This is a genomic window from Exiguobacterium sp. SH31 (assembly GCF_001816105.1).
Lineage (GTDB): Bacteria > Bacillota > Bacilli > Exiguobacteriales > Exiguobacteriaceae > Exiguobacterium > Exiguobacterium aurantiacum_A.
Window position 1 is genome coordinate 1 of sequence record NZ_LYTG01000011.1, and the last position, 23,517, is coordinate 23,517.

A 23,517-nucleotide genomic window follows, 5' to 3' on the forward strand; every position below is an offset into this window, starting at 1 on the left:
AGGAAAACCATTGCTTTCCACCCCAGCATCCTTTAATGTAAGTTGTATATTTATAGAAACAGATGAATAATTATGTATAAGGGGTGCAACGAAATGAAACAAAAACTCGTATTAGCTTATTCAGGTGGATTGGATACTTCGGTCGCCATCAAATGGTTGAACGAACAAGGGTATGACGTCATCGCTTGTTGTTTGAACGTCGGGGAAGGCAAAAATTTGGAGCATATCCAACAGAAAGCGCTCAAGGTCGGCGCCGTCAAATCAGTCGTCATCGATGCCGTTGATGAGTTCGTCAATGACTTCGCTCGTTACTCGATGCAGGCTCACACGATGTACGAAGGTGTCTATCCGCTCGTCTCCGCCTTATCACGGCCGCTCATCTCGAAAAAGCTAGTCGAGGTCGCACAAGCCGAAGGAGCCGTCGCTGTCGCTCACGGCTGTACCGGCAAAGGCAACGATCAAGTCCGGTTCGAAGTATCGATCCACGCGCTCGACCCGTCGCTCGAAATCATCGCACCGGTCCGGGAATGGAAATGGTCGCGGGAGGAAGAAATCGCCTACGCCGCCAAACACGATATCCCGATTCCGATCGTGCAAGCAGAACCGTTCTCGATCGACCAAAATATTTGGGGTCGTGCCGTCGAGTGTGGCATCCTCGAAGACCCGTGGGCCGCTCCGCCAGCAAGCGCCTATGAATTGACGGCGCCGCTCGAGGATACGCCGCATGAACCAACGTACGTCGAGATTGAATTCAAACAAGGCGTCCCGGTCGCCCTCGATGGGAAACCAGCGACGTTCACGTCGATCCTTGAACAATTAAACATCGCCGCCGGCGCCCACGGGATCGGCAAGATCGATCATATCGAGAACCGGGTCGTCGGTATCAAGTCGCGTGAAGTGTATGAGGCACCTGGGGCGATGACGTTGATCACGGCACACCACGCGCTCGAGGCGTTGACGCTCGTTCGTGAAGTCGCCCATTTCAAACCGATCGTCGAACAAAAATTGACCGAGACGATCTATAATGGCCTGTGGTATTCACCGCTCACGAAAGCACTCCTCGCCTTCATCGATGAGACACAACAGACGGTGACCGGAACGGTGCGGATGAAACTGTTCAAAGGTCAAGCCATCGTCGACGGACGGAAGTCGCCGATCTCGCTCTATGATGAACAACTTGCCACGTACACGTCAGCCGATACGTTCGACCAACAGGCTGCCGTCGGCTTCATCAAACTTTGGGGCCTACCGACAAAAGTCCAGGCCGAAGTGTTAGCCGAGAAAGGATTGATGCCCCATGAGTAAACTATGGGGGGGACGGTTCGAGCAGACAGCGAGCGAATGGGTCGATGAGTTTGGTGCCTCGATCCATTTCGACGCCCAGCTCGTGCTAGAAGATATCGAAGGGAGCATCGCCCATGTGACGATGCTCGGGGACCAGCACATTTTAACCGCTGACGAGTCCGAACAGATCATCGGCGGTCTGAACACCCTCGCTGAGAAAGCACAAGCCGGCGAGCTGTCGTTCAGCGTGTTCCATGAAGACATCCACATGAACCTCGAGTCGTTACTTCGCGAGGAAATCGGTCCGGTCGCCGGGAAGATGCATACGGCACGCAGTCGAAACGACCAAGTCGCGACCGACATGCACCTGTATTTGAAGCGTCGCGTCGGTGAGACGATCGAAGGCATTGAAGCACTACAGACGGCGCTCTATAACCATGCGGCAAACAACGTCGAGACAATCATGCCAGGCTACACGCACTTGCAACGGGCACAACCGGTCTCGCTCGCCCACCATTTGCTCGCATATTTTTGGATGCTCGACCGTGACAAGGAACGCTTCAGTGACAGTTTGAAACGGATCGATATGAGTCCGCTCGGTGCCGGTGCGCTCGCCGGGACGACGTTCCCGATCGACCGTCATCGGTCGGCCGAGCTGCTCGGTTTCAGTCGGGTCTATCCGAACAGCCTCGACGCGGTCAGCGACCGTGATTTCATCTTAGAATATTTATCAAACGCATCACTCCTGATGATGCACTTGTCACGGTTTTGCGAGGAACTTATTTTGTGGAGCAGCGAAGAATTTAAATTCATCACGATCTCAGACGTGTTCTCGACCGGTTCGAGCATGATGCCGCAAAAGAAAAACCCCGACATGGCCGAGCTCGTCCGCGGCAAATCGGGTCGTGTCATCGGTAACCTGATGGGTCTACTCACGATCATGAAAGGTCTACCGCTCGCTTACAACAAGGACTTGCAAGAAGATAAGGAAGGTATGTTCGACACGGTCAAGACACTTCAAGGTAGTTTGAGCATCATGACCGGCATGATTCAAGACATGACGTTCCACGCCGACACGATGAAACAAGCGACCGAGCGCGATTTTTCGAACGCGACCGAGCTCGCCGACTACTTGACCGCGAAAGGACTGCCGTTCCGCGAGGCCCACGAAGTGACGGGTACGCTCGTCCGCTACTGTATCGAGCAGCGCCTCTACTTGTCAGAGCTTCCTTTAGAGACGTATCAAACTCACTCCACTTTGATCGGGACTGACGTCTACGAGGCACTCTCACCGGTCACGGCCGTCAAACGCCGGAATAGCTACGGCGGGACCGGCTTCGATGCTGTACGGACGCAACTTACGGAAGCGGCCACAAAACTTCATCAACCAACGAGTTGACACGAAAGCACCTGGCCAATCATGACCAGGTGCTCATTTTATGCTTGCCAACGTAAATCATTAGATGTTAACCTATACATAGTCAACGTTAACAGAAAAGAGGTTTACATATGAAGATTCATGATTTGACACAAGTGGCCATCGGTGCCGCATTGCTGGCTAGTATCGGTTCTGTCGCCATCCCGATCGGACCCGTCCCGATCACGCTGCAAATGCTCGGCATCATGACAATCGGCGCCATTCTCGGTGCCAAAAAAGGCGGACTCGCCGTCGTCGTCTATCTACTTCTCGGAATGATCGGTCTCCCGGTCCTCAGCGGTTCCGGCGGCTTGGCCCCGTTCGTCGGCCCGACGGTCGGTTATTTGATTGCGTTCCCGATTGCCGCTTACTTGATCGGGTGGTTGTCAGAACGATATCGCTCTTTCCCCGCCCTCGTTGCCTACAACCTGTTGATTGGTCTCGGTTTCGTCTATCTCGTCGGCAGCCTCGGCCTCCAAGCCGTATTCGGTCTATCGTTTATCGATGCGCTTAAAGTGAACATCCCGTTCATCTTCGGCGACGTCATTAAAGCGGTGCTCGCCGCAGCCATCGCCGTCAAAGTCTCGGCAAATTCGCAAGTCCGACGTTTACTTGCTTCGTGAGTGTTCAAACGTTTCGCCTTCTTCCTTATGTGGAACTTATATAGTATGGAAGGGGGGTGTCCTTATGAGCGACTCAACGTTTAAAAAACGCTTGATGAAAGCGACCCATCTCCATCGCTCCACAAAAGGACCAAAGCGCGGCAAAGATGAATCGCGTGATGAGAAACGCGACACAGAGGCGTTCGAACGACGACTCCGTGAAGCGAAGAGCAAAGTCGGCGAAATCCAAGAAAACATTGATCATATTTCTAGACGCTAAAAACCCCGTCCACGGACGGGGTTTTGTTGTCATTTCTTTCGTCGCGGCCGGATGAACAGTGCGACGATGAACGAAAGCGCCAGGACGACGAGCAGTCCGAGCGAGATGTCATTGAAGCCGAGCAAGTTAAGGGCGACGCTGATGGCGACGGCGACGTAAAATCCGCCGAGCGCTTTCTTGACGAGCTGCGAACTGAACCGTTGTAACTGCTTCGCCCCGATCGGCGAACCGATCATCGCACCGGCAATAAGCGCCAAACCGTGCCAATAGTTCGTATCGGCACCGGCGACCGCGTAATTGATCACGCCCGAGACGACGATGAGGAACGCCGCGGCGATACTCGTCCCGACAGCCCGTTTCATCTCGGTGTTGAGCAGCTTGACTTGGAGCGGGGTCAATACGAACCCGCCGCTGACGCCCATGAGTGACGAGATGAATCCGCCGAACAGACCGATAAAACCGAGTCGTGACACCGATTCCGATCCGATACTTCCCTCCTCATGTTGCTTCGAACGGAAAAACGAGACGGCGAAGTATGTGAGTAGCGCGATGTAGGCGAGCGAGATGACCGGCTTCGCCCCGTCGAGAGTCTCTAAGTAAAAGACGAGCGGCGTCGCCACCCACGTCCCGACGACCCCGAACGCCCCGATCAAGAGGGCGTGTTTTGGATTGACGTTTTTCAGTTTGAGATGTGAAATCGTACCCGCCGTCGTCGACCCGAGCGTGAGCATCAAGCTGAGCGCGATGGCCGCACTCGCTTCATATCCGAAGACGAGTAAGAGCGGCGTGAGTAATATCCCGCCCCCGATGCCGAAGAATCCGCTCAAAATCCCGATGAGCGTTCCGAGTAGTAGAAACGATAGTAATGCCATTACATCCATGGTAGTCCCTTCTTTCTTTCCTTTTCATAACTAATCATATCAAAAAAGGAGCGCTTCATGCGCCCCTAGAATTAACTTTGAATCGATTACGGATACAAGTTTTCTTCGTGCAAGTAGCCAATGAAAGAATCTTGCAGCTCCCCTTCCGTATCGACATCATCGAGTAATAATGTCGCTTCAATGTCTGAATCATTCAATGTCGAGCTACCGTCAATCAATCCGAAGACGTGTGAGACCGTGTCCACCATGACGACTTCAATCAGATGCATCATCAACTTTTGTCGTTCAGCATCCATCTGTTGATACATGTGAATCGCATTAGTATATGGATCAGAATCTGATAATGTTATTTCGTCCTCATACATCTTTTTATAGTCGTGAAGCCCATCTTGTACAACGGTCGCGTAAACTGCTTTCACAAATTGTTCTGTTTTTTCTTCCATTGCAATTCCTCCAAGCATACGTAATATTCTTACAAAAATAATCGATGTCTCGTCCTCAAGAGTCAAGGTAGAAACGGTGGTGGCAAGATTCCGGTCATCTCTTGTTGCAACTGTCTATGGAATTCTACCATCTCTTCCTTCGTGACAATCAACCCATCAATCCGCTTCAGTCCAAGCTTGTTATAGAATACCCATTTGTACAGCTCATCATAATCTTTTTCGATTCGCAACACAAAATAGGGTTCGACCGGATTCAGAACAACCCGCTTCAACGAACCGCTCAACATCGATTCCATACGACCCAATAAATCCTCATACTCCGACTCTAGGAGCAGGGAACCGTAAAAATCGAAGACGATTGTATTCTGAATCTCGATGTGTAACAAAGAAGCAATGAACGGGTCATCCCCAGTTTCTGCATACTTCCTAGGAAACAACTTGATATATAATTCTTGATTCTTGATAATCGCCATCCGCTCACACCTTTCTCCGTTTTACCTTTAATATCACTGGTAAACACCGCATTTTCTCACATCGACTGCGTTCTATTCCGTCAAGCAAAAAGAGTCTAGGTCTCCCCTAGACTCCACACTTACAACACGCGCTCTAAAAAGTCGAAGACGGTCTGGCGGTACTCGGTTTGGTACGAACGGTGCGACTGCACATGGCCATCATTCTCCGTCACCCACAACTCGACTTCATTCCCGGCTTCGGCCAATTGCTCGCTCTCGCTCACCGGGATGGCGTCGTCTCCTTCACTATGAATCAATAGCACTGGTGCCTCGATTTGAGCGACATCGTCAATCGGCTTCACGATATCCGCATCAAGGCCAGTGAACCACGGCGTCACGGTCATGATGACCGGTGTGAACGGGAAGTTCGGCAAATCGCTCCATATCGGCAGATTCGTCTCGAGATAACCGCGAAGATCGCTAAACGGACTGTCGGCGATGACGGCCGCGACATCCATCTCATCGGCTGTCACGAGTGCCGTCGCCGCTCCCATCGATACGCCGTATAGGACGATCGGTCCATCCGTCCGCTCATTCGCAAAATCGATGGCGGCCATCAGGTCCGTCTGTTCTTTCGCCCCGACCGTCACGCGATCGCCTTCCGAGATGCCCGAGCCACGAAAATCAAACGTCAAAAACTGGTAGCCTTGCTCATGGAACTCAGGGATGAGTTCTTTCAGCGGCAAGTCGGACTGCTCGCGGTTTTTCCCATAACCATGGGCGAAGACGATCGTCGCCCGTGGCGTCGGATGAGGGATCCACCAACCGTACAGGTCGTTGTCGTCCTCTGCCTGGATCGTCACGTTCTCATATTTGATGCCGAGCGCCTTTGGCGTGAACGTCAGCGTCTCCCGCACCGGCGACGTCAATTGGTCGCCGATATGGGTCGAGATGCCGACGACGGCCAACATGGCGACGATCACCACGACACTTACCGCAATTCCTATATATTTCCCCCATCGACTCATCGCCCGACTCTCCTTCATCTTCAAAATATTGCCAGATCGTTTCATCGGAGCCAGCTCCGTAACGCGATCAAGGCGTGTTGCACCGGCTCCCATGTCGACGCCGGGATCAAGTAACACGTTGCTTCATTGATCACGAACGTCTTGACGTCCGCCCGCTTGACGATGTTCTCCCCGATGGCACCGAACGGATCGCTGTTGACGTCCGTATGTTCGAACGTCTTCCACACCCGCTCGCCATTCTCGTATAAGGCGCAACCGAACTGCTTCACCGGTCCGTCGATTCCATATTCGGCATAGTGCCATAACGTCGTCGCATCGAGCGGCGACCCGAGATGGAGGATACGAGCGTCTCGTTCGATCATTTTTTCGATCGGTGACCCTGGTCCGAATCCGATATCGGTCGTGTGATTCGCGACCAGTTGCTCGGCGTCACGACCCCAGGCCGCGACCGACCACATCGGATGCTCGCTCCGGTGTACGTCCGGATACGTCCGGAACAGCTCGGGGACGCGGCCCATGCCGCGAGTCGCCGTTTTCCGTTGATCAAAAGCAGGCATCTCGGCTCGGATCTCGTCCCACCACTCGCTCGGGACGGGCGGCGCTTCCCATTCGGCCGGGTCGGAGTTATCCCCGCTTTGAGTCGCCATCATGATGAGCCCGCTCGGCCCGACGACGTCTTGTAACGCTTCGATCACCGCCTCCGGTCCGCCGCAAACCCACCCGAGCTTGGATAACGAGCTGTGGACGAATAATGATTCCCCCGACTTGATGCCGCTCTCGCGTAACAGGGCGACCAAACTTGATCTTGTTTCCATATGTTTCATCGGTTTCACTCCACAACGAGCTGGATCGTCGACCCGCTTCTTGATTTTTTCACTTCGATCCGCGCATCAACGCGGTCTTTCAACTCTTGGACGTGGCTGATGACACCGACGAGCCGTCCGCTCGACTGCAACGACATCAACAGTTCGATCGCCTGGTCGAGCGATTCGGCGTCGAGCGTCCCGAAGCCTTCGTCGATGAGCATCGTCTCGAGACTGACACCACCGCTCAGTTGCTGGACGACCTCGGCCAACCCTAGCGCGAGGGCGAGCGAGGCTTTGAACCCTTCCCCGCCCGACAAATTTTGGACGCGTCGGGATTGTCCCGTATAGGCGTCAAAGACCAATAGTTCGAGTCCAGATTTTGCGTTTCCTTTCGCTGTCCCGACTTTTCGCTCGAGTTGGAACTGCCCACTCGTCATCAGATCAAGATGAATGTTGGCCGCATGTAAAATCTGATCGAAGAACGCGGTCTGTACATACGTCTCGAACGTCAGTTTCTGCGGGTTCAAACCACGACCCGTGTCGGCGATCAGTTTGACCGTCTCGAGATTGCGTTGCTCGTCTGCGGTCTGGTCTCGAAGCCGGTCCCATTCCGAGATGACATGGCGATGGCGCTTCAATTGGCTGTCCGCTGTGACGAGTTGTTCCGCCAATGCGTCGAGACTTGCCTGCGCTGTCGTCAATCGGTCGTTTAACAGAACGAGATCCGGTTTGACCGCATCACCGATCTTGTCGGTCAATGCGTTGAAGCCGTGTTCGAGGCGGATCCCGTCTGCCTGTTCTTCCGCGAGTTGCTCTTGCAGCGACGACAACGTGTCGATCTGTTCGACGTTTGTCAAAAAGACGTCACGGCTCAATTCGTTTTTCGCTAGCGACTCCTCGAGCTCGGTCTCGGTCTGGTCAAAATGTTTCTTCTCGAGGTCGAGCCGTTCGTTCAGAAGCCGCAAACGTTCTGTTTCGGTCCACTTCAAGCGTGTCGCGTCCTCGAGTTCGCGTTCATACTGCGCGATAACTTGCTGCAGCCGGTCGAGTCGCGTCGATTGCGCGTCACGTTCGGCTTGCAGTTGTTGCAGCGAGGCCGCGTCCGGTTGCCGCATCGCCTGGAGCCGTTCCTGGACGGCTTGCAACCGCTCGAGCAATTCCTGCCGTCGCTCCGTCAGTTCGCGTTTCTCTTTCTCTAATCGTTTTAGATCTGTCATGACCGTGCGGTACGTGCGTTCCGCTTGAGCACGCGCCCGCTCTTCATCTCGAAGCGAACGGATGAGTCGCTCTTGCAGAACGGTCGCCTCCTGAACCGACCCGGACAAGTCGAGTGCCTGTCTTGACGATTCGAGTTCGCCCCGGACTTCTTCAGCCTGTTGCTTCAACGCCCGGTAGTCCGCTCTCGCCTCGTGCAAGGCCGCCTCATATTGTTTCAGCATCTCCGTCGCGGCGACGAGATTGCCTTGGTCACTCGTCACCTCGTGCGACGCGACCGTCCCATGGGTCCGCGATCCACATACGGGACAAGGCTCACCGTCGACGAGCGTCGCACTGAGCTTCTGTGCCCATAACGCCTGCTCTTCATGCATGAATTGCTCGACGATATCCGACTGGGCCTTGTGACGCCGTTGTGCTTCCTTGCCGTTGCGCTCGCACGATGCGAGCCGCTCCGTTACAGCTTGAAATCTTGCCTCGAGTTGCGCGTGTGCCGTGAGCCGGTCATACTTCCGTTCAGCTTCGACGAGACGGTTCGGTGTCGTTTCCTGTGCGAGCTCTGCTGACAACATCTCTTCCTGCCGTCTCAGTTCGGTTAAACGAGAATCGTCCTTGAAGACGGCGAGTTGGTCGGTCAAGCGTTTCAACTCGTCTCGCTCTGTCACGGCGGTCTGCCATTCGTCCACGAACGGAAGCATGTCATCGATGGCTTTCAGACGGGCGGTAATCGTCTCGACTTCTTGCTTCGAAGACGCGATGCGCTCCGTCTTGGCGTGGAGCTCGTCTAGTTTACTCGCGTATTGTGTCAACCGTGTTTGAACACCGTCGATATCATGATTTAGCCGTTCGATATCTTGTCGATTCGCCAAGTAGCGATCGTATAACGGCCGGACACGGCTTGACGCCTCCAACCGTTCAATCAATCGGCGGCGCTCCACCCGGTCGGCTTCACCCGATTTGTAGCGTTCAAGGGCGCGTGCCTGCTCGTCACGTTCGACGAACAAACGGACGAGCGCGTTCGCCTGTTCGAGTTCGCTCCGTATCGCATCGACCCGTTTCGATTGTATATCCCGTTCGCCTCGTAACGACTCGGTCGCGGTCAACAGGCGCTCTTCTCTAGCCTCGAGCCAGTCCTGAATCTCCGGCAAGTTACGCTCGGCGACGGTTTCGATGTCATCGTCTTCAAGTTCGAGCAGCTTCAAGCGTGTCGTCTCGGTCGCCCACTCGACTTGTTTCCGATACTTGCCATACCGCTCGACCCAATTCTCTTGAAACGCTCGATACGCCTCGGTCTTAAAGATCGACTGGAGGATCTGTTGTTTCTTCATCGAGTCCGAGTCGAGTAGTTGGCGGAACTGGTTTTGCGGGAGCAGCAGGATTTGGCTGAACTGCTCATAATCAAGTTGCAGCAACGATTCGATCTGTTGCTCGACGTCCCCGACTTTCGTCGCCAGCGGTTTCCAGCTGTCCGCCCATTCATAGAGGACGGCCTCATGAGGGATCGGTGTCTTATTTTTCGGGTGCGGTTGTTGGGGCTGGCGGACGATCCGGTACCGCTCCTCGCGAATCGTGAACGAGAAATCGATCTCCGTCTTTCGTTCCGGGTCGGCGTATTGGCTTCTAAAATCACTGGCGTTCCGGAGGGCACCGCTTGCCCGTCCATACAAGGCGAACGTCATCGCGTCAAAAATCGTCGTCTTGCCGGCGCCGGTTCGTCCACTGATGACGAACATCGAGCGCCCTTCAAGCTGTGTGAAGTCGATCTGTTCCGTCTCGGCGTAAGGACCGAATGCGGTGATCGTCAATCGTTCAGGTCTCATATCGGTCCATCTCCTTCCACGAATCGTCGTACCGTCTCATCGGCGTCTCGGCCATGGACAGCTTTATAGAACTCCATATAGACGTCCTCGATCGACTGCCGTTCGAGCGTCTCACGCTCGAAGCGGGACGTCTCGTCTTGGCGGCGCAACAGCTCGAGCTCGAGATGCAAGATGTTCGGATAGACGGTCCGCAGTTTCGCCATCGGGTCGAATAACGCAGACTCGTCGGTCAAGACGATTTTCAAGTAATCATCCGTTTTCTCGTCTTGATAGAACACCGGGTCGAGCAGTTCATTCAACGTGCCCGTCAAGATGCGCAAGTCGCGTCTTGCTTGAAGTGGACGACGGCGGCGCGTCCATCCTCCGTCCCATTCAATGACATCGACCGATTTCACATGGTTCGCCTCAGAGAATGAATATTTCATGAGCGAACCGCTATAGGCGATCTTATCATCGCGGAGCGCGTCGCGGTTATGGAGATGGCCGAGCGCCGTATAACCGAACGGTTCGTACAGTCCTTTGGCGACTTGTCCGGCCGTGCCGACCGAAAATTGCCGCTCAGAGTCGGTCTCGAGACCCCCGGCGACGAAGCTGTGGCCGATCCCGACCGCTCGGGCATCGATGGAACCGAACGATTCGACGACGGCCGTGAGCGCGTCGTGATGGGTCCGGATCGTCTCGTCTTGCAGCGTGTAGCGGATCCGGGCCGGTTCTAAAAACGGCATCAAGTAAAACGGGATGCCAGCGACGATGATCGGTTCCACACCCGGCTCATACTTCCCGACGATATGGAGCCCGACTTTCGTCAACAGCTTCGAACTATATTGTAGCCGTTCGGCCGAATCATGGTTGCCGGCGATCGCGAGCACGGGAATGTTCCGCTCGAGCACGATCGCTTTCCACATCTCATCGAGCAAATCGACTGCTTCAACCGGGGGAACGGACCGGTCGTACAAGTCGCCTGCGACGACGATCGCGTCCGGCTTCTCTTCGTCGACAATTTGTAAAAACGATTCAAATAAAATGATGCGTTGATCTTCTGTCATGTGGCGGCCGTGGACAATTTTTCCTAAATGCCAATCGGCCGTATGTATCCATTTCATTCGTTCTCACCTCTTTTTCCATTCTAGCATTTTTCACCGCAACGGTTCGACGTCTTGACACTTGTTTTCGAAACAGCGACAGTTAATAGGAAAGGGGGACGTTCGATGGAGTCCACAACTACTTGGCAAGCTTTCCTTCGCTTGTTCCGAGTCGCCAAACCGCCGAAACAATTGTTTATCGGTGCCGTATTGATTTCTTTAGTCCAAGCGATGGCAGCCCTCGCCATCCCGCTCATTTTGCAACGAGTCGTCGACAATTGGAGCGAGGCCGTGCTCGACGCTCGGCTCGTCGCCATTTTTGTCGTCGCTTTTCTCGTTCAAGTCGTCTCGAGCGCCATTTCCATCTATTGGCTACATATTGTCGGCCAACGCGTCGTCGCCAATCTCCGGACGACGTTATGGGAGCACCTCGTCGCATTGCCGATCCCGTTCTATGACGGTGTCAAATCGGGGGACCTCGTCTCACGCTTGAACAACGATACGACGACGCTACAACAGCTGTTGTCAGAACAGAGCGTCCGGCTGCTCACGTCGTTCGTGTCGGTCATCGGGGCCGTCGGTATCTTGTTCACGCTCGACTGGCAGATGACGCTCGTCATCTTGTTCTCGGTCCCGACGACGCTCGTGATCGTCATCCCGCTCGGCCGGAAATTACGGACGATCGCCAAGAAGACGCAACACGAACTTGGCGGATTGTCTGGATTTTTCGCCGAGCTGCTCGGTGAGATCCGGCTCGTCAAATCACAGGCGACCGAACGGGAAGAAGTCGCCGAAGGGAGCCGGCGGATTGAACGCTTGTTCAATTACGGTGTGAAAGAAGGACGAATTCAAGCGATCTTGATCCCGCTCTTGAACGTCACACTGACGGCGATGCTGATCGCCATCCTCGGTTTCGGGGCGTACCGTGTCTCGACCGGGGCGTTATCGACCGGGGCGCTGCTCGCTTTCATGCTCTACTTGTTCCAAATCATCACCCCGCTCATCACGATGACTGAATTCATCACGCGCCTGCAAAAGGCTCGCGGCGCGACCGAGCGCATCTCTGAGCTGCTCGCAGTCGAACCGGAACGTTACGCCGCTACCACAGAAAATATCCAACAGTCGACACTGACGTTCGAGGACGTCACGTTCCGCTATGATGAGCAACCGGTCATCGACGCCATCTCGATGACCGTGCCGTTCGGGGCGACGACCGCGATCGTCGGACGGAGCGGCGCCGGGAAGACGACGCTGTTCGCGCTCGTCGAACAGTTTTACGTTCCATCGTCGGGTCGTATCCTTTATGGCGACCGCGACATCGATTCGTACGGCCGCGACAACTGGCGGCAAGTCATCGGTTATGTCGCCCAAGACTCACCTGTCCTCTCGGGAACGGTCCGACAAAACATCTTGTACGGCCTGAAGCGTGACGCGACTGAGACCGAGATTCAAAACGCCTGTGAAATGGCGAACGCTTGGTCGTTCATCGAGGTGATGCCGAACGGCCTCGAGACCGAAATCGGCGAACGCGGTGTCCGCTTATCAGGTGGACAACGGCAACGGCTCGCCATCGCCCGGGCGCTGCTCCGCGATCCGCAAATCTTATTGCTCGACGAAGCGACGTCGAGCCTTGATTCAGAGTCCGAGCGTGTCGTCCAAGAGGCGCTCGACCGGCTCATGAGAGGACGGACGACGCTCGTCATCGCCCACCGCCTCTCGACCGTCCAACACGCGGATCAAATTATCGTTCTCGAGAACGGCGGCATTAGCGGAATCGGTACGCACAAGACGCTGCTTCAAGACAACGAATTATATGAACGGCTCGTTAAACAGCAACTACTAGGAGGAAATCAACAATGAAGACAATCGGATTTATCGGACTCGGCGTCATGGGTCAATCGATGGTCAGAAACTTAATGAAGGCAGGCTATACCGTCCAAGCGTACACGCGGACGAAAGACAAGGCCGCCGACCTGCTCGCAGAAGGCGTGGCGTGGTGTGACTCCATCGAAGCGGTGTGTCAAAACGCCGATGCGGTCATCACAATCGTCGGCTATCCGTCAGACGTCGAAAGCATCTATTTCGGTAAAGGGATGATTCTCGACTCCGCCGAACCAGGCACACTCGTCATCGACATGACGACATCGTCACCGAAGCTCGCCGAACGAATCGCTGAAGCCGCAATCGACCGTAGCCTGCTCCCGCTCGACGCCCCGGTCACGGGCGGAGATGTCGGCGCCAAGAACGGGACGCTATCGGTTCTCGTCGGCGGTGGCGAATTCGCGTTCACGAAAGCAATGCCGCTGTTTGAAGCGATGGGGCAAGCGATCGAACGGATGGGATACGCCGGGAGCGGCCAGTACGCCAAACTCGCCAACCAGATCGCGATCGCCGGCATCATGATGGGCAACGCCGAATTGCTCGCCTTCACGAAGCGTGCCGGGCTCGACCCCGATCAATTGCGCCAGACGATCCGTGGGGGCGCGGCCGGCAGTTGGACGCTCGAAAACCTGGTGCCTCGCATGATCGTCGAAGATTATTCCCCAGGCTTCTTCATCAAACACTTCATCAAGGACATGGCGCTCGCCCTCGAGAGCGCGAAAGAGTTAGGTGTCAAACTGCCGAGCCTCGAGCTCGCATACCGACTCTATTCGATTTTAGAAGAGAACGGATACGGTGAGAACGGGACACAGGCGCTCATCGAATACTACATGCACCAGGACGTTTGAATCGACGTTGTTGTGGAATTAGTAGTACAGAAGGGAGTGATCATGATGCCTTGGAATATGAAAGATTATCCGGAATCACTGAAAAACTTCGACCCGCTCGTCAAAAAGAAAGCGATCGATATCGCCAATGCCCTAATAGCTCAAGGGTATTCCGATCAAAAAGCGATACCGATTGCGACAGAACAGGCTAAAAAGTGGCATGAACATGCGACGAATGAAGAAAGACAAGACTTTGAGGACGCGCCCGATCCACAGAAGTCGGATCGGCACGGCTCATAAAAAAACCACGGTCGGCTGAGATTCAGCCGGCCGTGGTTTCGTTTGCTTGTTTTTCTGCTTTGATTTCGAGGTAGAGGCCGCCGAGCGCCGTATGAAGATACGGCTGGACGAAGATATAGGCGATCCCGCCTGTCATGAGCACGAGCACGTACCAGCCGATAAAACTCGCATAGAGTCTAAGCATGACTTGCTTCTTGCCGTGCATGAGGCGTCGGCTCTCACGCATCGCTGCGAACGCCGACAGTTCAGGTTGATCGCGAAGGATGAACGGGACCATTCGATACGTCAAGTAAAACCAAACGCCCGGGACGATCAAGAAGAGCATGAGCACGTTCAGTCCAAGATAGAACACGGCGTAATACGTGACGGCACGGACATAGTCTTTAACGGACCCGAACGACTCGAGCAAAAGACCGAACCTTGGTTTTTCCGCTTTGGCGATGTCGAGGAAGATCCAGTTTCGTCCCATCTCGAGCGGGGCGAGCAAGACGGTCGCACCGTACAAAAGACCGATCGAGACGAGCATGACGAACGGGTCCGTCGATGACAAATCGAGTTGCGTCGTGATCATCGCTTGAACGAGCATCGTCGAGAGCACGGCAAGGAGTGAGATCCCCCAGTTTCCGGACAACATCCGGAGCGCAAATTGTTTATAGACTGCTGATTGCATGACGTCACCTTTATTATCGTTTTTTTCATTATAGCAAAAAAACAGTCATCCGACTGTTTTTAGCGTTTCATTTGCTCGAGCAGGTTGTGAAATTTCGCCTCATCAAGTCTCCTGTCCGTCCGAACGCCGTTGCCGACATGGACAAAAGGAACATCGAGCCGGGCGACGATTTGAGCGACGTTGTCCGCCGTGATCCCAGCTCCAGGCAGTATCGTCATCGTCGCCGCGTCACGCATCGCTTCGAGACGCCCGATCCCTTCAACGGCCGTCACCGCTCCCCCGGACGTCAAAATTTGATCGACTTCTGGAAATCCGTTCAACACGTCCACCGCTTGAATGAAATCGGCCGCTTCGTCGATCGCCCGGTGGAACGTGAGCGCCATGTCACCTTTATGCTTGATGACCTCGCCGAGCAACCGTTCATCGATTCGTCCGTCTTCCGTCAATGCGCCGAAGACGATCCCGTCGGCCCCGAGCTCACGGCACAGCCCGACATCCGCCAAAATCGTCTCACTATCATCTTCGCTGTAGACGAACGAGTCGGTATGCGGCCGGATCATGACGTGGACAGGGATCGTGACGTTCTCCAATACGTTACGGATCGTCCCGAAGCTCGGGGTCGTCCCACCGGCACGCATATCGGCAATCAGTTCGAGCCGATTCGCCCCGTATCGTGCCGCTGCTTTCGCTTCATTTAACGTCGTGACGATAACTTCGATCATAAATGACTCCTCCTTTAGTTATGGAGCGAAACGCCATTCGACCTCGTGTTCGGCCAATACCCGCTTCCAATCGGTCGGTTCTGGAAAATCTGAGATGATCGTCGTCACCGTCGAGAAGTCGGAGACACGATATCGTTTCTGTTGATTGAACTGGGTGTGGTCGGCGAGCAGATAACACATGCGGCTCTGCGTCATGACGGCTTGCGTCACAGTCGACAGCCCATGGGCGTCACACGTCAGCCCGAGCGTCGCGTCGACCCCTTCGACAGACAAGATCGCCATATCGAACACGTACGCTTTCAGTTGTTGAAGCACTTGTTCGCCGACGGTAACGAGATGTTTCGGGTCGATCGTACCTCCGAGCAATTGGATATCGCCCGTGAACACACCTTTGGCCCGCTGCTCGAATAGCGCTTTCGCGACCATGAGTGAAGGCGTGACGACCGTCAAGTTTCGCCCGCGGAGCCTTGACGCGACTTGCTCGGGGGCGACACCATGCCCGATGTAGAGTAGCATGTCGTCTTCGACAAGTTGAAACGCCGTATAGGCGATGCGACGAATCCCGTCCATGTTCGAAATCGTCATCGGCTGGAACGAGACGCTTTGATGCAAGACGGCTCCGCCGTATACCCGTTTGATACGATGTTCTTTCTCAAGCTCTTCTAAGTAGCGGCGAATCGACTCCCCCGAGACGTTCAACCGTTCGATCAGTTCACTCGTCTTCACTTTACCTTCCCGCTCGATCCACTCGACAATCTTTTGTTTACGTTCTTCTCCAATTAACGACACAAGCCTGCCTCCTCCGCAAAAATCGCTTCCTCTCCCATTTTAGCGAACGGATGTAAATTTAACGTAAACTGAAAGTAAAGAACGGGCAAATCCAACACTTTTTTCATTCTTTTTAGCAAAAATCCACGGAAATCCACAACAATTGGTAGGTCGCTCGAAATCGTTTCGGCGCAAACGACAAAAACCGAACGGAACCTGATAGACAGGTCCCGTTCGGCAACGTCTTTATTTTTTCTTTTGGAACAGCGGCACTTTCGGTTCGGTGCCCGCGCGGATCCGTTGCCAGTTCGTACGGTGCTTGATGATGATGAACAAGGCGAGCGGCACGATGACGATGAGCGGTAACCAATCTCTCGTGACGACGCTATACGTCACGACCGTCACGAGTCCGACCGCTGACGCCGCCATCGACGAGAGCGACACCATCTTCGAGATGAGCAGCGCCACGATAAACGTCCCGACGACGACGAAGAAGAACCACGGGAACGCCGCGAGTAAGATCCCGGCGCTCGTCGCGACCGATTTTCCGCCTTTGAACTTGGCGAAGATCGGGTACGAGTGGCCGATGATGGCCGGAATCCCTGCGAGCAAGAGACTCATGTCGCTACCGAACAGGAGCGGCAACAGCGCCGCGACCAACCCTTTCCCCATATCTCCTAACAATACGAGCGTCCCCGCTTTTTTTCCGAGCACGCGGAACGTGTTCGTCGTCCCTAAGTTCCCGCTCCCATGCTCTCGCACATCGACTCGATAGCCGAGCTTTCCGACGATGAGCGCGAACGGGATCGAGCCCAGCAAATAGCTGATGATGATGATCATCACTTCTGTCATGTAAGGCATCGCAATTCCCCTTAGTCCATTAATTGCTCGAGGTAGCGCTCGAACGGAACGTTCGTTTTATGAACGTTCGTCGCATGGTCTACCCCGATATATCGTAAGTGCCACGGTTCATACATATAACCGGTTTCCGCTTCGTAAGCACGTTGGTAACGGACGATAAACCCGTACTTGTGTGCATTATCGGCAAGCCACTTGCCCTCTGTCGTCTGTTCAAGCTCTTGCGTCAGTTGATAACCGACTGATGCGCTCGAGACGTCGATCGCGAGCCCTGTCTGATGCTCTGAGTGTCCCGGAGGCGCCGAGTACTTCATGGCCTGCTCCTTGCCGTCACGCGCGACGTAGGCGTTGAACAACTGTACTTGATACGCATACGTCCGGAACGCGCTCGTCCCTTTCAAGTCAATCCCGGCCGCTTTCGCGTCCTTCATGAGTGACTCGATGGCACGGGCCGCTTCTTTACGCAACATTCTACGCTCACCGGTCGCCGAATCGACGAAATCGATGTTCGCTGGCACCAAATCGGCCGGTTGATAATCACTCGGCAAGGCAATCTGTTTATTGACGAGGACGAGTGCGTCCAACTCAAGATTTGCTTGCCCGTTCAATTCAATCGGTTGACTCGGCTCGGCCACTGGTTCTTCCTCGACCGGCGGCTCTGGTTCGGTCGCCGGTTGTTCGTCCTTATCCGTTTCGGCCGGCTCTTCTGCTTCCGGAGCTGGTTCTGCCGGTGCCGTCTCGTTATCAGTCGGCGTTTCCGCCGGCTTCTCCGTGTCAGACACGGTCGGTTGTTCTATCGGTTCGTTCGGATCAGCTTGTTCGCTTGTCGTACATCCCACTAACGTGAGCGTCAAGGCGCAGCACACCATCAACATAGATGGTTTTCGCATGCGATCTTCCCCTTTCTTCATACAAAAAAATACCGTCAAGATATGATACCACACTGACGGTACAAAGGAACGACTGTTATTGAACCGGGCTCAAGACTTTCAAATACATATTGTGCCATGCCGGGAATTCCCGGTCGAGCCGGATCGGTTTGAAATCGCCGCGCTTCACGACGACATGCGTCGTCTTCGCGGTCCCGACCAAATCATTGTTTTGGTCGGTCAACTCATATCCGTAGACGGTACGGATCTTCGAATAACTGTCGACCCAGACGCGCACGTTGACCGTGTCTCCGAACGTGACGCTCTTTTTATAGTCGACCGTCACGTTCGTCACCGGCGATACGAACCCGGCCTGTTCCATGTCTTTATATTCCACTCCGAGTTGTCGTAACAACTCGGTTCTCGCGATCTCAAGGTAGACTAAATAATTCGCATGATAGACGATCCCCATCATGTCTGTCTCTTGATATCGTACAGGAATCTGAATCGTATGCATCAAATCGCCCTCTTTTCAGTATACAGTATATTATAACTTACTCTTAATATCTACTACTAAAATCTGATTTAACTCGCTATCCTCGGCGTTCTCGGCGATGAGCCGGTACGATTGTCGGGCGATCGCCTCATCGACGAGCGACAGCGCTGTCCGTGCGTTCGGTTTATCTGCATGCTTCAGTCGTTCGGCCAGTGCGGCTTCGACACCGTCCCCGAACGCATAACCGAACTTCTCGGCATAGCTGTTCGCGATTTGGGAAAGTTGCGCGAGTGAATAGTCTTCGAACTGAATCGTTCGTTTGATCCGGCTGCTGAGTCCTGGGTTCGAATCGATCAACCGGCGCATCGGCGCCTCATAGCCCGCCAAAATGACGACGAGGTTCTCCCCGTGCTTCGGCATCTCGTCGACGAGCGTATCGATTGCTTCGCGTCCGTAGTCGTTCGGACCGCCGTTCAAACTGTACGCCTCATCGATCAGTAATACCCCGCCGAGCGCGTCGCGGATGGCTGCTTTCGTCTTTTGAGCCGTCTGTCCGACGTAGCCGCTGACGAGGTCGGCACGGCTGACGACTTTCAAATGTCCCCGTTTCAAGTAGCCCATCTTCTTCAACAACTGAGCGTACACGTGCGCGAACGTCGTCTTGCCGGTACCACTGTTGCCGACAAGCGCGGCGTGAAGTTGGACCGGAGCCGTCTTCAGCCCGAGCTCGCGCCGCCGTCTTTGAATCGTGATCAGCGCCTCGATCTCCTGAAGCTGTCGCTTCGCTTCTTCCATCCCGATCATGTCATCGAGCGTCGGAGCCGTGCCATCTTCGCTCGTCGCCTCTTCAAAATCGAGCTCTGTCAACAAAGCCATCTCGTCGAGCGGGGCGTCGGCACCGAAACGAGATCCTTTTTTGAACATCGCATCGAGCAAGATGTTATGGACGGTCCGGGCGTTCCCGAACGTCGCATCGACTCGTTCCCGGTCAATCCGGGCGATGAGGGCACGCTTGGCATCGGTCGTCAGCACATAGTTGTTCTCTTCGGCCACTTTCTCCCCAATCGCGACGAGCTCTTCGTCGCTGTAGTTCGGCAGCTCGTAATGGTTCGATTCAGGGAACCGCGATCTGAGTCCTGGATTCGCGAGTAAGAAGTGGCGCATCTCTTCCGGATAACCGGCCAGGATGACGACGAACTTTCCGGCATATTCCCCGCTCGTCATCGCGGCGACGAGTGTGTCGATTGCCGCTTGTCCATAATCGCTCCCGCTCGCATCTTGCCGTTTGAGCGCGTATGCCTCATCGATGAACAAGACGCCCCCTTCGGCTTCCTTGACTTTATTCATGACTTGTTCTTCCGTCTGGCCGACGAAAGCACCGACAAGGCTCGAACGGTCTGCCTCGATGACATCGGGCCGTCCGAGAAGACCGAGCTCGAAATAGATCTCGGCCATGAGCCGGGCGAGCGTCGTCTTGCCGGTACCGGGGTTCCCTGTGAAGACGAGATGGAGCGATGGTTGATGTTTCGACGAGAAACCGGCCTTGTCCCGTTCTTTTTGAAACAACAAGAACCGATACCACGCTTTCACCCGCTGCTTCACTTCCGTTAGACCGATCATCGACTCGAGCGACTCGATCGCACTCGAACGGACCTCCCGTGGACGTTCCGGCAACAGCTCGCAAATCGTATCGATCCGTTGTTTGACGAGACCGACCCGCTCACCGAAACGACGGAACGCCTCCCGGCTGAAGTAGTTGCCTTGCATCGACGCGAGCAGTGACGCGGTGTCATCTTCGAGTGACGCGACTTCTTGCATCGCTTCGATGACGACCTCGAACAAACGCTCCAATTGATCTTTGAACTCGGAGTCCCGCAGATCTGACTTGGCCCGTTCGATTTCGTCGTGTAACCGATCGAGCTGATCGAGCAGTTCGGACGTCTTCGCTTCGTACTCGGTCAAAATTTGGACTTTCATCGAGGCGTAGTCGGCTTCGCGAAGAGTCGGCCAATCGACATGGAGCGATTGTCTGAACCGGCGCAACTTCTCATTCAGTTGGCTGACCCTCAGTTCAGCAGGTAAAGCGCCGAGCGACTCGAGTTCCTTCACCCAGCGATTGAGGAGCGGGTCGATTGTTTGGTTGTGCTGCAACCGTCTCGTCGAAAGCAGTGTCAACGTCCGGATCAACTCGTCGTTATGCTCTGTCGCACGCGACCAGTGGGCATAGGACAAGAGCGCCGCTTCATCGACCTTGTTGCCTTGTTCCCACCGTTCCAAGTCATGTTGAACTTGTTCCAAATGGATCTGTTTCATAAAGTTCTCCCTTTCAGACGACAAAGGAGCCGACGTCTCAGTCTGCTCCTCGTCGGGTTATAGTGCTTCAAAAGAAGTCATGCGAATCGAGTGGAACAAGTTCCCGTTGTTGCGTGACTCAGCAGCGAGCAGAATCCGTTCGTTCACATCGACGTAATACGTCACCGCTTCCTCATTTTCGTCTTCGTCGAAGATCGATGGGTATTTCTCGACCCACTCCGCAGGCACCGCCTCGGCGGATTCCGTTTTGACGAACGCCTGAGCTGTCCGACCGATGATATTGACGTCACCTTCACCCGTGCCTAACGTCCCGTCATCAAGCCACTTGCGAATCTGTTCGTTCGTCGCCCGCGACAAGAACGGATGGGGAGCGACTGCACCCGAACTCGTCTCTTGACTGTTCGTTTCGTCGCCTTCCGGATTGAACTCACGGTACATCGTGCCATCCCATTCGGCCCGGGCACCGGCGTTCGGTCCCGATACGACCTCGGATACGAAATGTCCGTTCTCATCGTACGTGACGAGGTAGTTGCGAACTTCGAGCGTCTCCCCGTTTTCTGGCAACTTCTTCTCTTCATAGCCGATTTCGACGGACGTGTAGAACGGTTCGGTCCGATTCTCACGACCATTGTCATCATCATCATTCAAGTTGGTGACCAAATAAAAATTATAAGCGAGCAGAGCCCCGACGATGAGGATGCCGGCAAAAATGATCCAACTGAGCCGCTTTTTCACTTCTCGTTTCATAACATGCCCTCCCAATATTCTTCACTTACTATCCTACACTAGCGAGGGTGCCATGCAAAACATTTACAACTAAAAAAAGGGCCTCGACTGAGACCCTATAATTTTATCCAAGTTTATCTTCATCACGCTTATAACTTTCAATCCATTTATCCCGTTCGTCCGGTTCATCGGCCAAGTCCTTGAACAAGGCGACGATCATCAGAATCAGCACGAAGATGAACGGGAAGGCGACAAGGATCGCGACGGCTTGAAGCGCGCCGAGACCACCCGCATACAAGAGCACGGCTGCGATCGATGATTGAATGAAGCCCCAAATCAACTTGATCCGCATCGGTGGGATGAGTTTCCCTCCTGTCGTCAGCATTCCGAGCACATATGTCGCCGAGTCGGCTGATGTGATGAAGAACGTCGAGATCAAGAAGATGGCAATGATGCTTAGTACCGTCCCGAATCCGCCGAACGTCTCGAACAAGGCGAACAGCCCGACTTCCGTTCCAATCTCGTTGACCGCGTCAATCAAGTTCGCTCCACCGAACAAATCAGCCCAAATGGCCGATCCGCCGAAGACAGAGAACCAAAGCAGTCCGAACGATGTCGGTACGAGCAAGATTCCGATGATGAACTCACGGATCGTCCGACCTTTTGAGACACGGGCGATAAACGTCCCGACGAACGGTGACCAAGAAATCCACCACGCCCAGTAGAAGATCGTCCAGCCGTTGATCCATTCACGTTCCGCCGGTTCAAAGGCGGCTGTGCGGAAGCTGACCGACGGTAGCTGTTGCAAGTACGTCCCGATCGTCTGCGTGAACAAGTTAAGAATGAATGCGCTCGGTCCCGCGATGAGCGTCGCGACGAGCAGGACGATGGCGAGGAAGATGTTCGTATTACTGAGTATGCGAATCCCTTTATCTAATCCGGTTGAGGCACTGATCATATACAGCACCGTCACGACAGCGATGATGATCAACTGCGTCGAAAACGCGTTCGGCACGCCCGGAATTAAGTAATGAAGTCCACCGGCAATCTGCTGGGCACCAAATCCGAGCGACGTCGCGACCCCAAACGCTGTTGCGACGACGGCCAAAATATCGACCATCTGTTTGACCGGACGTTCATAGCGGTCGTTGACGAGTGAACCGATTGTCTCCCCGATTGTCGCCGGACGCCCTTTGCGGAACGTCGAGTACGCGATCGCGAGAGCGATCATCGCGTAAATCGCCCACGGGTGGAAGCCCCAATGGAAGAAGGCGTAACGCATCGCCGTACGCGCGTTTCCTTCGGGGCTGCTAGATTCGAACGGCGGTGTGTGGAAGTGAAGCAACGGTTCCGCCGCTCCCCAGAAGATAAGGCCGATTCCCATCCCGGCGCTGAACAACATGGCGAACCATGTCAAATATCCGAAATCTGGTCGGTCTGTATCTTTTCCGAGTCGGATCGACCCGAAGCGCGAAAAGATTAAAAAAATCGCGACGAGTAAAATCCCGGTCGCGCTGAGCAGATAGAACCAGCCCATCCCGTTCGAGAGCCAATCTTGCAGCTTCGTCGTCACGTTGATCAGGCTTGCGTTTCCGAGCAAGCTTTCAGGGAAGATTCCCCAAATCGTAAAGAGGACCGTAATGATAGCTGATACGATAAAGACGGTCGTCACTTGGCTTTTTCTTTCCATAATCTCACTCCTATTCAATTTTCTTATTTTCATATACGTTTTCCACCCTAACACAGTTTACAATCTCGGCACAACCCGAAAACGTGT

General features: G+C 54.4%; 23 protein-coding genes. 7 read left to right on the forward strand and 16 right to left on the reverse strand.

Translation table 11 applies throughout. The annotated features are described in order from the left end of the window. Nucleotides 1-93 precede the first annotated feature (93 nt). The 4 genes from A6395_RS01590 (at nucleotide 94) to A6395_RS01605 (ending at nucleotide 3,583) form a co-directional block, all read left to right on the forward strand. Entirely contained in the window at nucleotides 94-1,305 is a 1,212-nt protein-coding gene (locus A6395_RS01590) for an argininosuccinate synthase (RefSeq protein ID WP_070327175.1), read from the forward strand. Continuing rightward, nucleotides 1,298-2,683 carry an argininosuccinate lyase gene (argH, locus tag A6395_RS01595; RefSeq protein WP_070327174.1) on the forward strand — a complete coding sequence of 462 codons (1,386 nt, stop codon included), beginning with the start codon at nucleotides 1,298-1,300 and terminating at the stop codon, nucleotides 2,681-2,683. The genes A6395_RS01590 and argH overlap by 8 nt, the downstream gene beginning before the upstream one ends. A 110-nt stretch (nucleotides 2,684-2,793) precedes the next feature. Further along, nucleotides 2,794-3,324: a biotin transporter BioY gene (locus A6395_RS01600; protein WP_016510846.1), complete on the forward strand. Its 531-nt coding sequence runs from the start codon at nucleotides 2,794-2,796 to the stop codon at nucleotides 3,322-3,324. 64 nt (nucleotides 3,325-3,388) lie between these two features. Further along, complete coding sequence (locus tag A6395_RS01605) at nucleotides 3,389-3,583, forward strand: hypothetical protein (protein WP_016510851.1); 195 nt, start codon at nucleotides 3,389-3,391, stop codon at nucleotides 3,581-3,583. A gap of 29 nt (nucleotides 3,584-3,612) precedes the next feature. Here A6395_RS01605 and A6395_RS01610 read toward each other — a convergent pair whose 3' ends face one another. The 7 genes from A6395_RS01610 to A6395_RS01640 all read right to left on the reverse strand — a co-directional run bounded on the left by A6395_RS01610 (nucleotide 3,613) and on the right by A6395_RS01640 (nucleotide 11,331). Further along, a complete protein-coding gene (locus A6395_RS01610; RefSeq protein ID WP_252100496.1) occupies nucleotides 3,613-4,464 on the reverse strand; it encodes a sulfite exporter TauE/SafE family protein in 852 nt (283 codons plus the stop codon). Between the two features lie 86 nt (nucleotides 4,465-4,550). Further along, nucleotides 4,551-4,907, reverse strand: a complete 357-nt coding sequence (locus A6395_RS01615; protein ID WP_071397607.1) for a hypothetical protein — start codon at nucleotides 4,905-4,907, stop codon at nucleotides 4,551-4,553. Nucleotides 4,908-4,969: 62 nt separating this feature from the next. Then, a complete protein-coding gene (locus tag A6395_RS01620; protein WP_071397608.1) occupies nucleotides 4,970-5,380 on the reverse strand; it encodes a hypothetical protein in 411 nt (136 codons plus the stop codon). 119 nt (nucleotides 5,381-5,499) lie between these two features. Beyond that, complete coding sequence (locus tag A6395_RS01625; RefSeq protein ID WP_071397609.1) at nucleotides 5,500-6,387, reverse strand: alpha/beta hydrolase; 888 nt, start codon at nucleotides 6,385-6,387, stop codon at nucleotides 5,500-5,502. 41 nt (nucleotides 6,388-6,428) lie between these two features. Then, nucleotides 6,429-7,211, reverse strand: coding sequence for an AAC(3) family N-acetyltransferase (locus tag A6395_RS01630; RefSeq protein ID WP_071397610.1), 783 nt, complete (start codon nucleotides 7,209-7,211; stop codon nucleotides 6,429-6,431). 5 nt (nucleotides 7,212-7,216) lie between these two features. Next, nucleotides 7,217-10,228 carry an AAA family ATPase gene (locus A6395_RS01635; RefSeq protein WP_071397611.1) on the reverse strand — a complete coding sequence of 1,004 codons (3,012 nt, stop codon included), beginning with the start codon at nucleotides 10,226-10,228 and terminating at the stop codon, nucleotides 7,217-7,219. After that, nucleotides 10,225-11,331: an exonuclease SbcCD subunit D gene (locus A6395_RS01640; protein WP_071397612.1), complete on the reverse strand. Its 1,107-nt coding sequence runs from the start codon at nucleotides 11,329-11,331 to the stop codon at nucleotides 10,225-10,227. Before A6395_RS01640 ends, A6395_RS01635 begins: the two co-directional genes overlap by 4 nt. Nucleotides 11,332-11,436: 105 nt before the next feature. Here A6395_RS01640 and A6395_RS01645 point away from each other — a divergent pair, with 105 nt between their 5' ends. The 3 genes from A6395_RS01645 to A6395_RS01655 are packed head-to-tail and all read left to right on the forward strand — an operon-like array spanning nucleotide 11,437 to nucleotide 14,318. Then, nucleotides 11,437-13,170 carry an ABC transporter ATP-binding protein gene (locus A6395_RS01645; protein WP_071397613.1) on the forward strand — a complete coding sequence of 578 codons (1,734 nt, stop codon included), beginning with the start codon at nucleotides 11,437-11,439 and terminating at the stop codon, nucleotides 13,168-13,170. Continuing rightward, nucleotides 13,167-14,039 (forward strand): NAD(P)-dependent oxidoreductase, encoded by an 873-nt coding sequence (locus tag A6395_RS01650; protein WP_071397614.1) that lies wholly within the window; start codon nucleotides 13,167-13,169, stop codon nucleotides 14,037-14,039. The genes A6395_RS01645 and A6395_RS01650 overlap by 4 nt, the downstream gene beginning before the upstream one ends. 42 nt (nucleotides 14,040-14,081) lie before the next feature. Then, the gene (locus tag A6395_RS01655) at nucleotides 14,082-14,318 is read left to right on the forward strand and encodes a DUF2188 domain-containing protein (protein WP_071397615.1); all 237 of its coding nucleotides are present in this window, start codon (nucleotides 14,082-14,084) and stop codon (nucleotides 14,316-14,318) included. 22 nt (nucleotides 14,319-14,340) lie between these two features. On the opposite strand, the gene A6395_RS01660 is transcribed toward A6395_RS01655, so the two are convergent. The 9 genes from A6395_RS01660 to A6395_RS01700 all read right to left on the reverse strand — a co-directional run bounded on the left by A6395_RS01660 (nucleotide 14,341) and on the right by A6395_RS01700 (nucleotide 23,430). Next, the gene (locus tag A6395_RS01660; RefSeq protein WP_071397616.1) at nucleotides 14,341-14,988 is read right to left on the reverse strand and encodes a DUF975 family protein; all 648 of its coding nucleotides are present in this window, start codon (nucleotides 14,986-14,988) and stop codon (nucleotides 14,341-14,343) included. A gap of 59 nt (nucleotides 14,989-15,047) precedes the next feature. After that, nucleotides 15,048-15,710 (reverse strand): copper homeostasis protein CutC, encoded by a 663-nt coding sequence (locus A6395_RS01665; RefSeq protein ID WP_071397617.1) that lies wholly within the window; start codon nucleotides 15,708-15,710, stop codon nucleotides 15,048-15,050. Nucleotides 15,711-15,728: 18 nt separating this feature from the next. Next, nucleotides 15,729-16,499: a DeoR/GlpR family DNA-binding transcription regulator gene (locus A6395_RS01670; protein ID WP_071397618.1), complete on the reverse strand. Its 771-nt coding sequence runs from the start codon at nucleotides 16,497-16,499 to the stop codon at nucleotides 15,729-15,731. A 225-nt stretch (nucleotides 16,500-16,724) separates the two neighbouring features. After that, nucleotides 16,725-17,339, reverse strand: coding sequence for a glycerol-3-phosphate 1-O-acyltransferase PlsY (gene plsY, locus A6395_RS01675; protein WP_370246298.1), 615 nt, complete (start codon nucleotides 17,337-17,339; stop codon nucleotides 16,725-16,727). 11 nt (nucleotides 17,340-17,350) lie between these two features. Beyond that, complete coding sequence (locus A6395_RS01680; RefSeq protein WP_252100497.1) at nucleotides 17,351-18,226, reverse strand: M15 family metallopeptidase; 876 nt, start codon at nucleotides 18,224-18,226, stop codon at nucleotides 17,351-17,353. A 76-nt stretch (nucleotides 18,227-18,302) separates the two neighbouring features. Continuing rightward, nucleotides 18,303-18,722, reverse strand: a complete 420-nt coding sequence (locus A6395_RS01685) for an acyl-CoA thioesterase (protein ID WP_071397620.1) — start codon at nucleotides 18,720-18,722, stop codon at nucleotides 18,303-18,305. 30 nt (nucleotides 18,723-18,752) lie between these two features. Next, nucleotides 18,753-21,014 (reverse strand): AAA family ATPase, encoded by a 2,262-nt coding sequence (locus tag A6395_RS01690; protein ID WP_071397621.1) that lies wholly within the window; start codon nucleotides 21,012-21,014, stop codon nucleotides 18,753-18,755. A gap of 57 nt (nucleotides 21,015-21,071) precedes the next feature. Next, nucleotides 21,072-21,761 carry a hypothetical protein gene (locus A6395_RS01695; protein WP_071397622.1) on the reverse strand — a complete coding sequence of 230 codons (690 nt, stop codon included), beginning with the start codon at nucleotides 21,759-21,761 and terminating at the stop codon, nucleotides 21,072-21,074. 103 nt (nucleotides 21,762-21,864) lie between these two features. Then, entirely contained in the window at nucleotides 21,865-23,430 is a 1,566-nt protein-coding gene (locus A6395_RS01700) for a BCCT family transporter (RefSeq protein ID WP_071397623.1), read from the reverse strand. Nucleotides 23,431-23,517: the final 87 nt, after the last annotated feature.

Excerpts from the sequence above, each read along its gene's own strand:
- A6395_RS01590 (WP_070327175.1), top strand. The coding sequence starts at position 94 with ATGAAACAAAAACTCGTATTAGCTTATTCAGGTGGATTGGATACTTCG.
- argH (WP_070327174.1), top strand. The coding sequence starts at position 1,298 with ATGAGTAAACTATGGGGGGGACGGTTCGAGCAGACAGCGAGCGAATGG.
- A6395_RS01600 (WP_016510846.1), top strand. The coding sequence starts at position 2,794 with ATGAAGATTCATGATTTGACACAAGTGGCCATCGGTGCCGCATTGCTG.
- A6395_RS01605 (WP_016510851.1), top strand. The coding sequence starts at position 3,389 with ATGAGCGACTCAACGTTTAAAAAACGCTTGATGAAAGCGACCCATCTC.
- A6395_RS01610 (WP_252100496.1), bottom strand. The coding sequence starts at position 4,464 with ATGGATGTAATGGCATTACTATCGTTTCTACTACTCGGAACGCTCATC.
- A6395_RS01615 (WP_071397607.1), bottom strand. The coding sequence starts at position 4,907 with ATGGAAGAAAAAACAGAACAATTTGTGAAAGCAGTTTACGCGACCGTT.
- A6395_RS01620 (WP_071397608.1), bottom strand. The coding sequence starts at position 5,380 with ATGGCGATTATCAAGAATCAAGAATTATATATCAAGTTGTTTCCTAGG.
- A6395_RS01625 (WP_071397609.1), bottom strand. The coding sequence starts at position 6,387 with ATGAGTCGATGGGGGAAATATATAGGAATTGCGGTAAGTGTCGTGGTG.
- A6395_RS01630 (WP_071397610.1), bottom strand. The coding sequence starts at position 7,211 with ATGAAACATATGGAAACAAGATCAAGTTTGGTCGCCCTGTTACGCGAG.
- A6395_RS01635 (WP_071397611.1), bottom strand. The coding sequence starts at position 10,228 with ATGAGACCTGAACGATTGACGATCACCGCATTCGGTCCTTACGCCGAG.
- A6395_RS01640 (WP_071397612.1), bottom strand. The coding sequence starts at position 11,331 with ATGAAATGGATACATACGGCCGATTGGCATTTAGGAAAAATTGTCCAC.
- A6395_RS01645 (WP_071397613.1), top strand. The coding sequence starts at position 11,437 with ATGGAGTCCACAACTACTTGGCAAGCTTTCCTTCGCTTGTTCCGAGTC.
- A6395_RS01650 (WP_071397614.1), top strand. The coding sequence starts at position 13,167 with ATGAAGACAATCGGATTTATCGGACTCGGCGTCATGGGTCAATCGATG.
- A6395_RS01655 (WP_071397615.1), top strand. The coding sequence starts at position 14,082 with ATGATGCCTTGGAATATGAAAGATTATCCGGAATCACTGAAAAACTTC.
- A6395_RS01660 (WP_071397616.1), bottom strand. The coding sequence starts at position 14,988 with ATGCAATCAGCAGTCTATAAACAATTTGCGCTCCGGATGTTGTCCGGA.
- A6395_RS01665 (WP_071397617.1), bottom strand. The coding sequence starts at position 15,710 with ATGATCGAAGTTATCGTCACGACGTTAAATGAAGCGAAAGCAGCGGCA.
- plsY (WP_370246298.1), bottom strand. The coding sequence starts at position 17,339 with ATGCCTTACATGACAGAAGTGATGATCATCATCATCAGCTATTTGCTG.
- A6395_RS01680 (WP_252100497.1), bottom strand. The coding sequence starts at position 18,226 with ATGCGAAAACCATCTATGTTGATGGTGTGCTGCGCCTTGACGCTCACG.
- A6395_RS01685 (WP_071397620.1), bottom strand. The coding sequence starts at position 18,722 with ATGCATACGATTCAGATTCCTGTACGATATCAAGAGACAGACATGATG.
- A6395_RS01690 (WP_071397621.1), bottom strand. The coding sequence starts at position 21,014 with ATGAAACAGATCCATTTGGAACAAGTTCAACATGACTTGGAACGGTGG.
- A6395_RS01695 (WP_071397622.1), bottom strand. The coding sequence starts at position 21,761 with ATGAAACGAGAAGTGAAAAAGCGGCTCAGTTGGATCATTTTTGCCGGC.
- A6395_RS01700 (WP_071397623.1), bottom strand. The coding sequence starts at position 23,430 with ATGGAAAGAAAAAGCCAAGTGACGACCGTCTTTATCGTATCAGCTATC.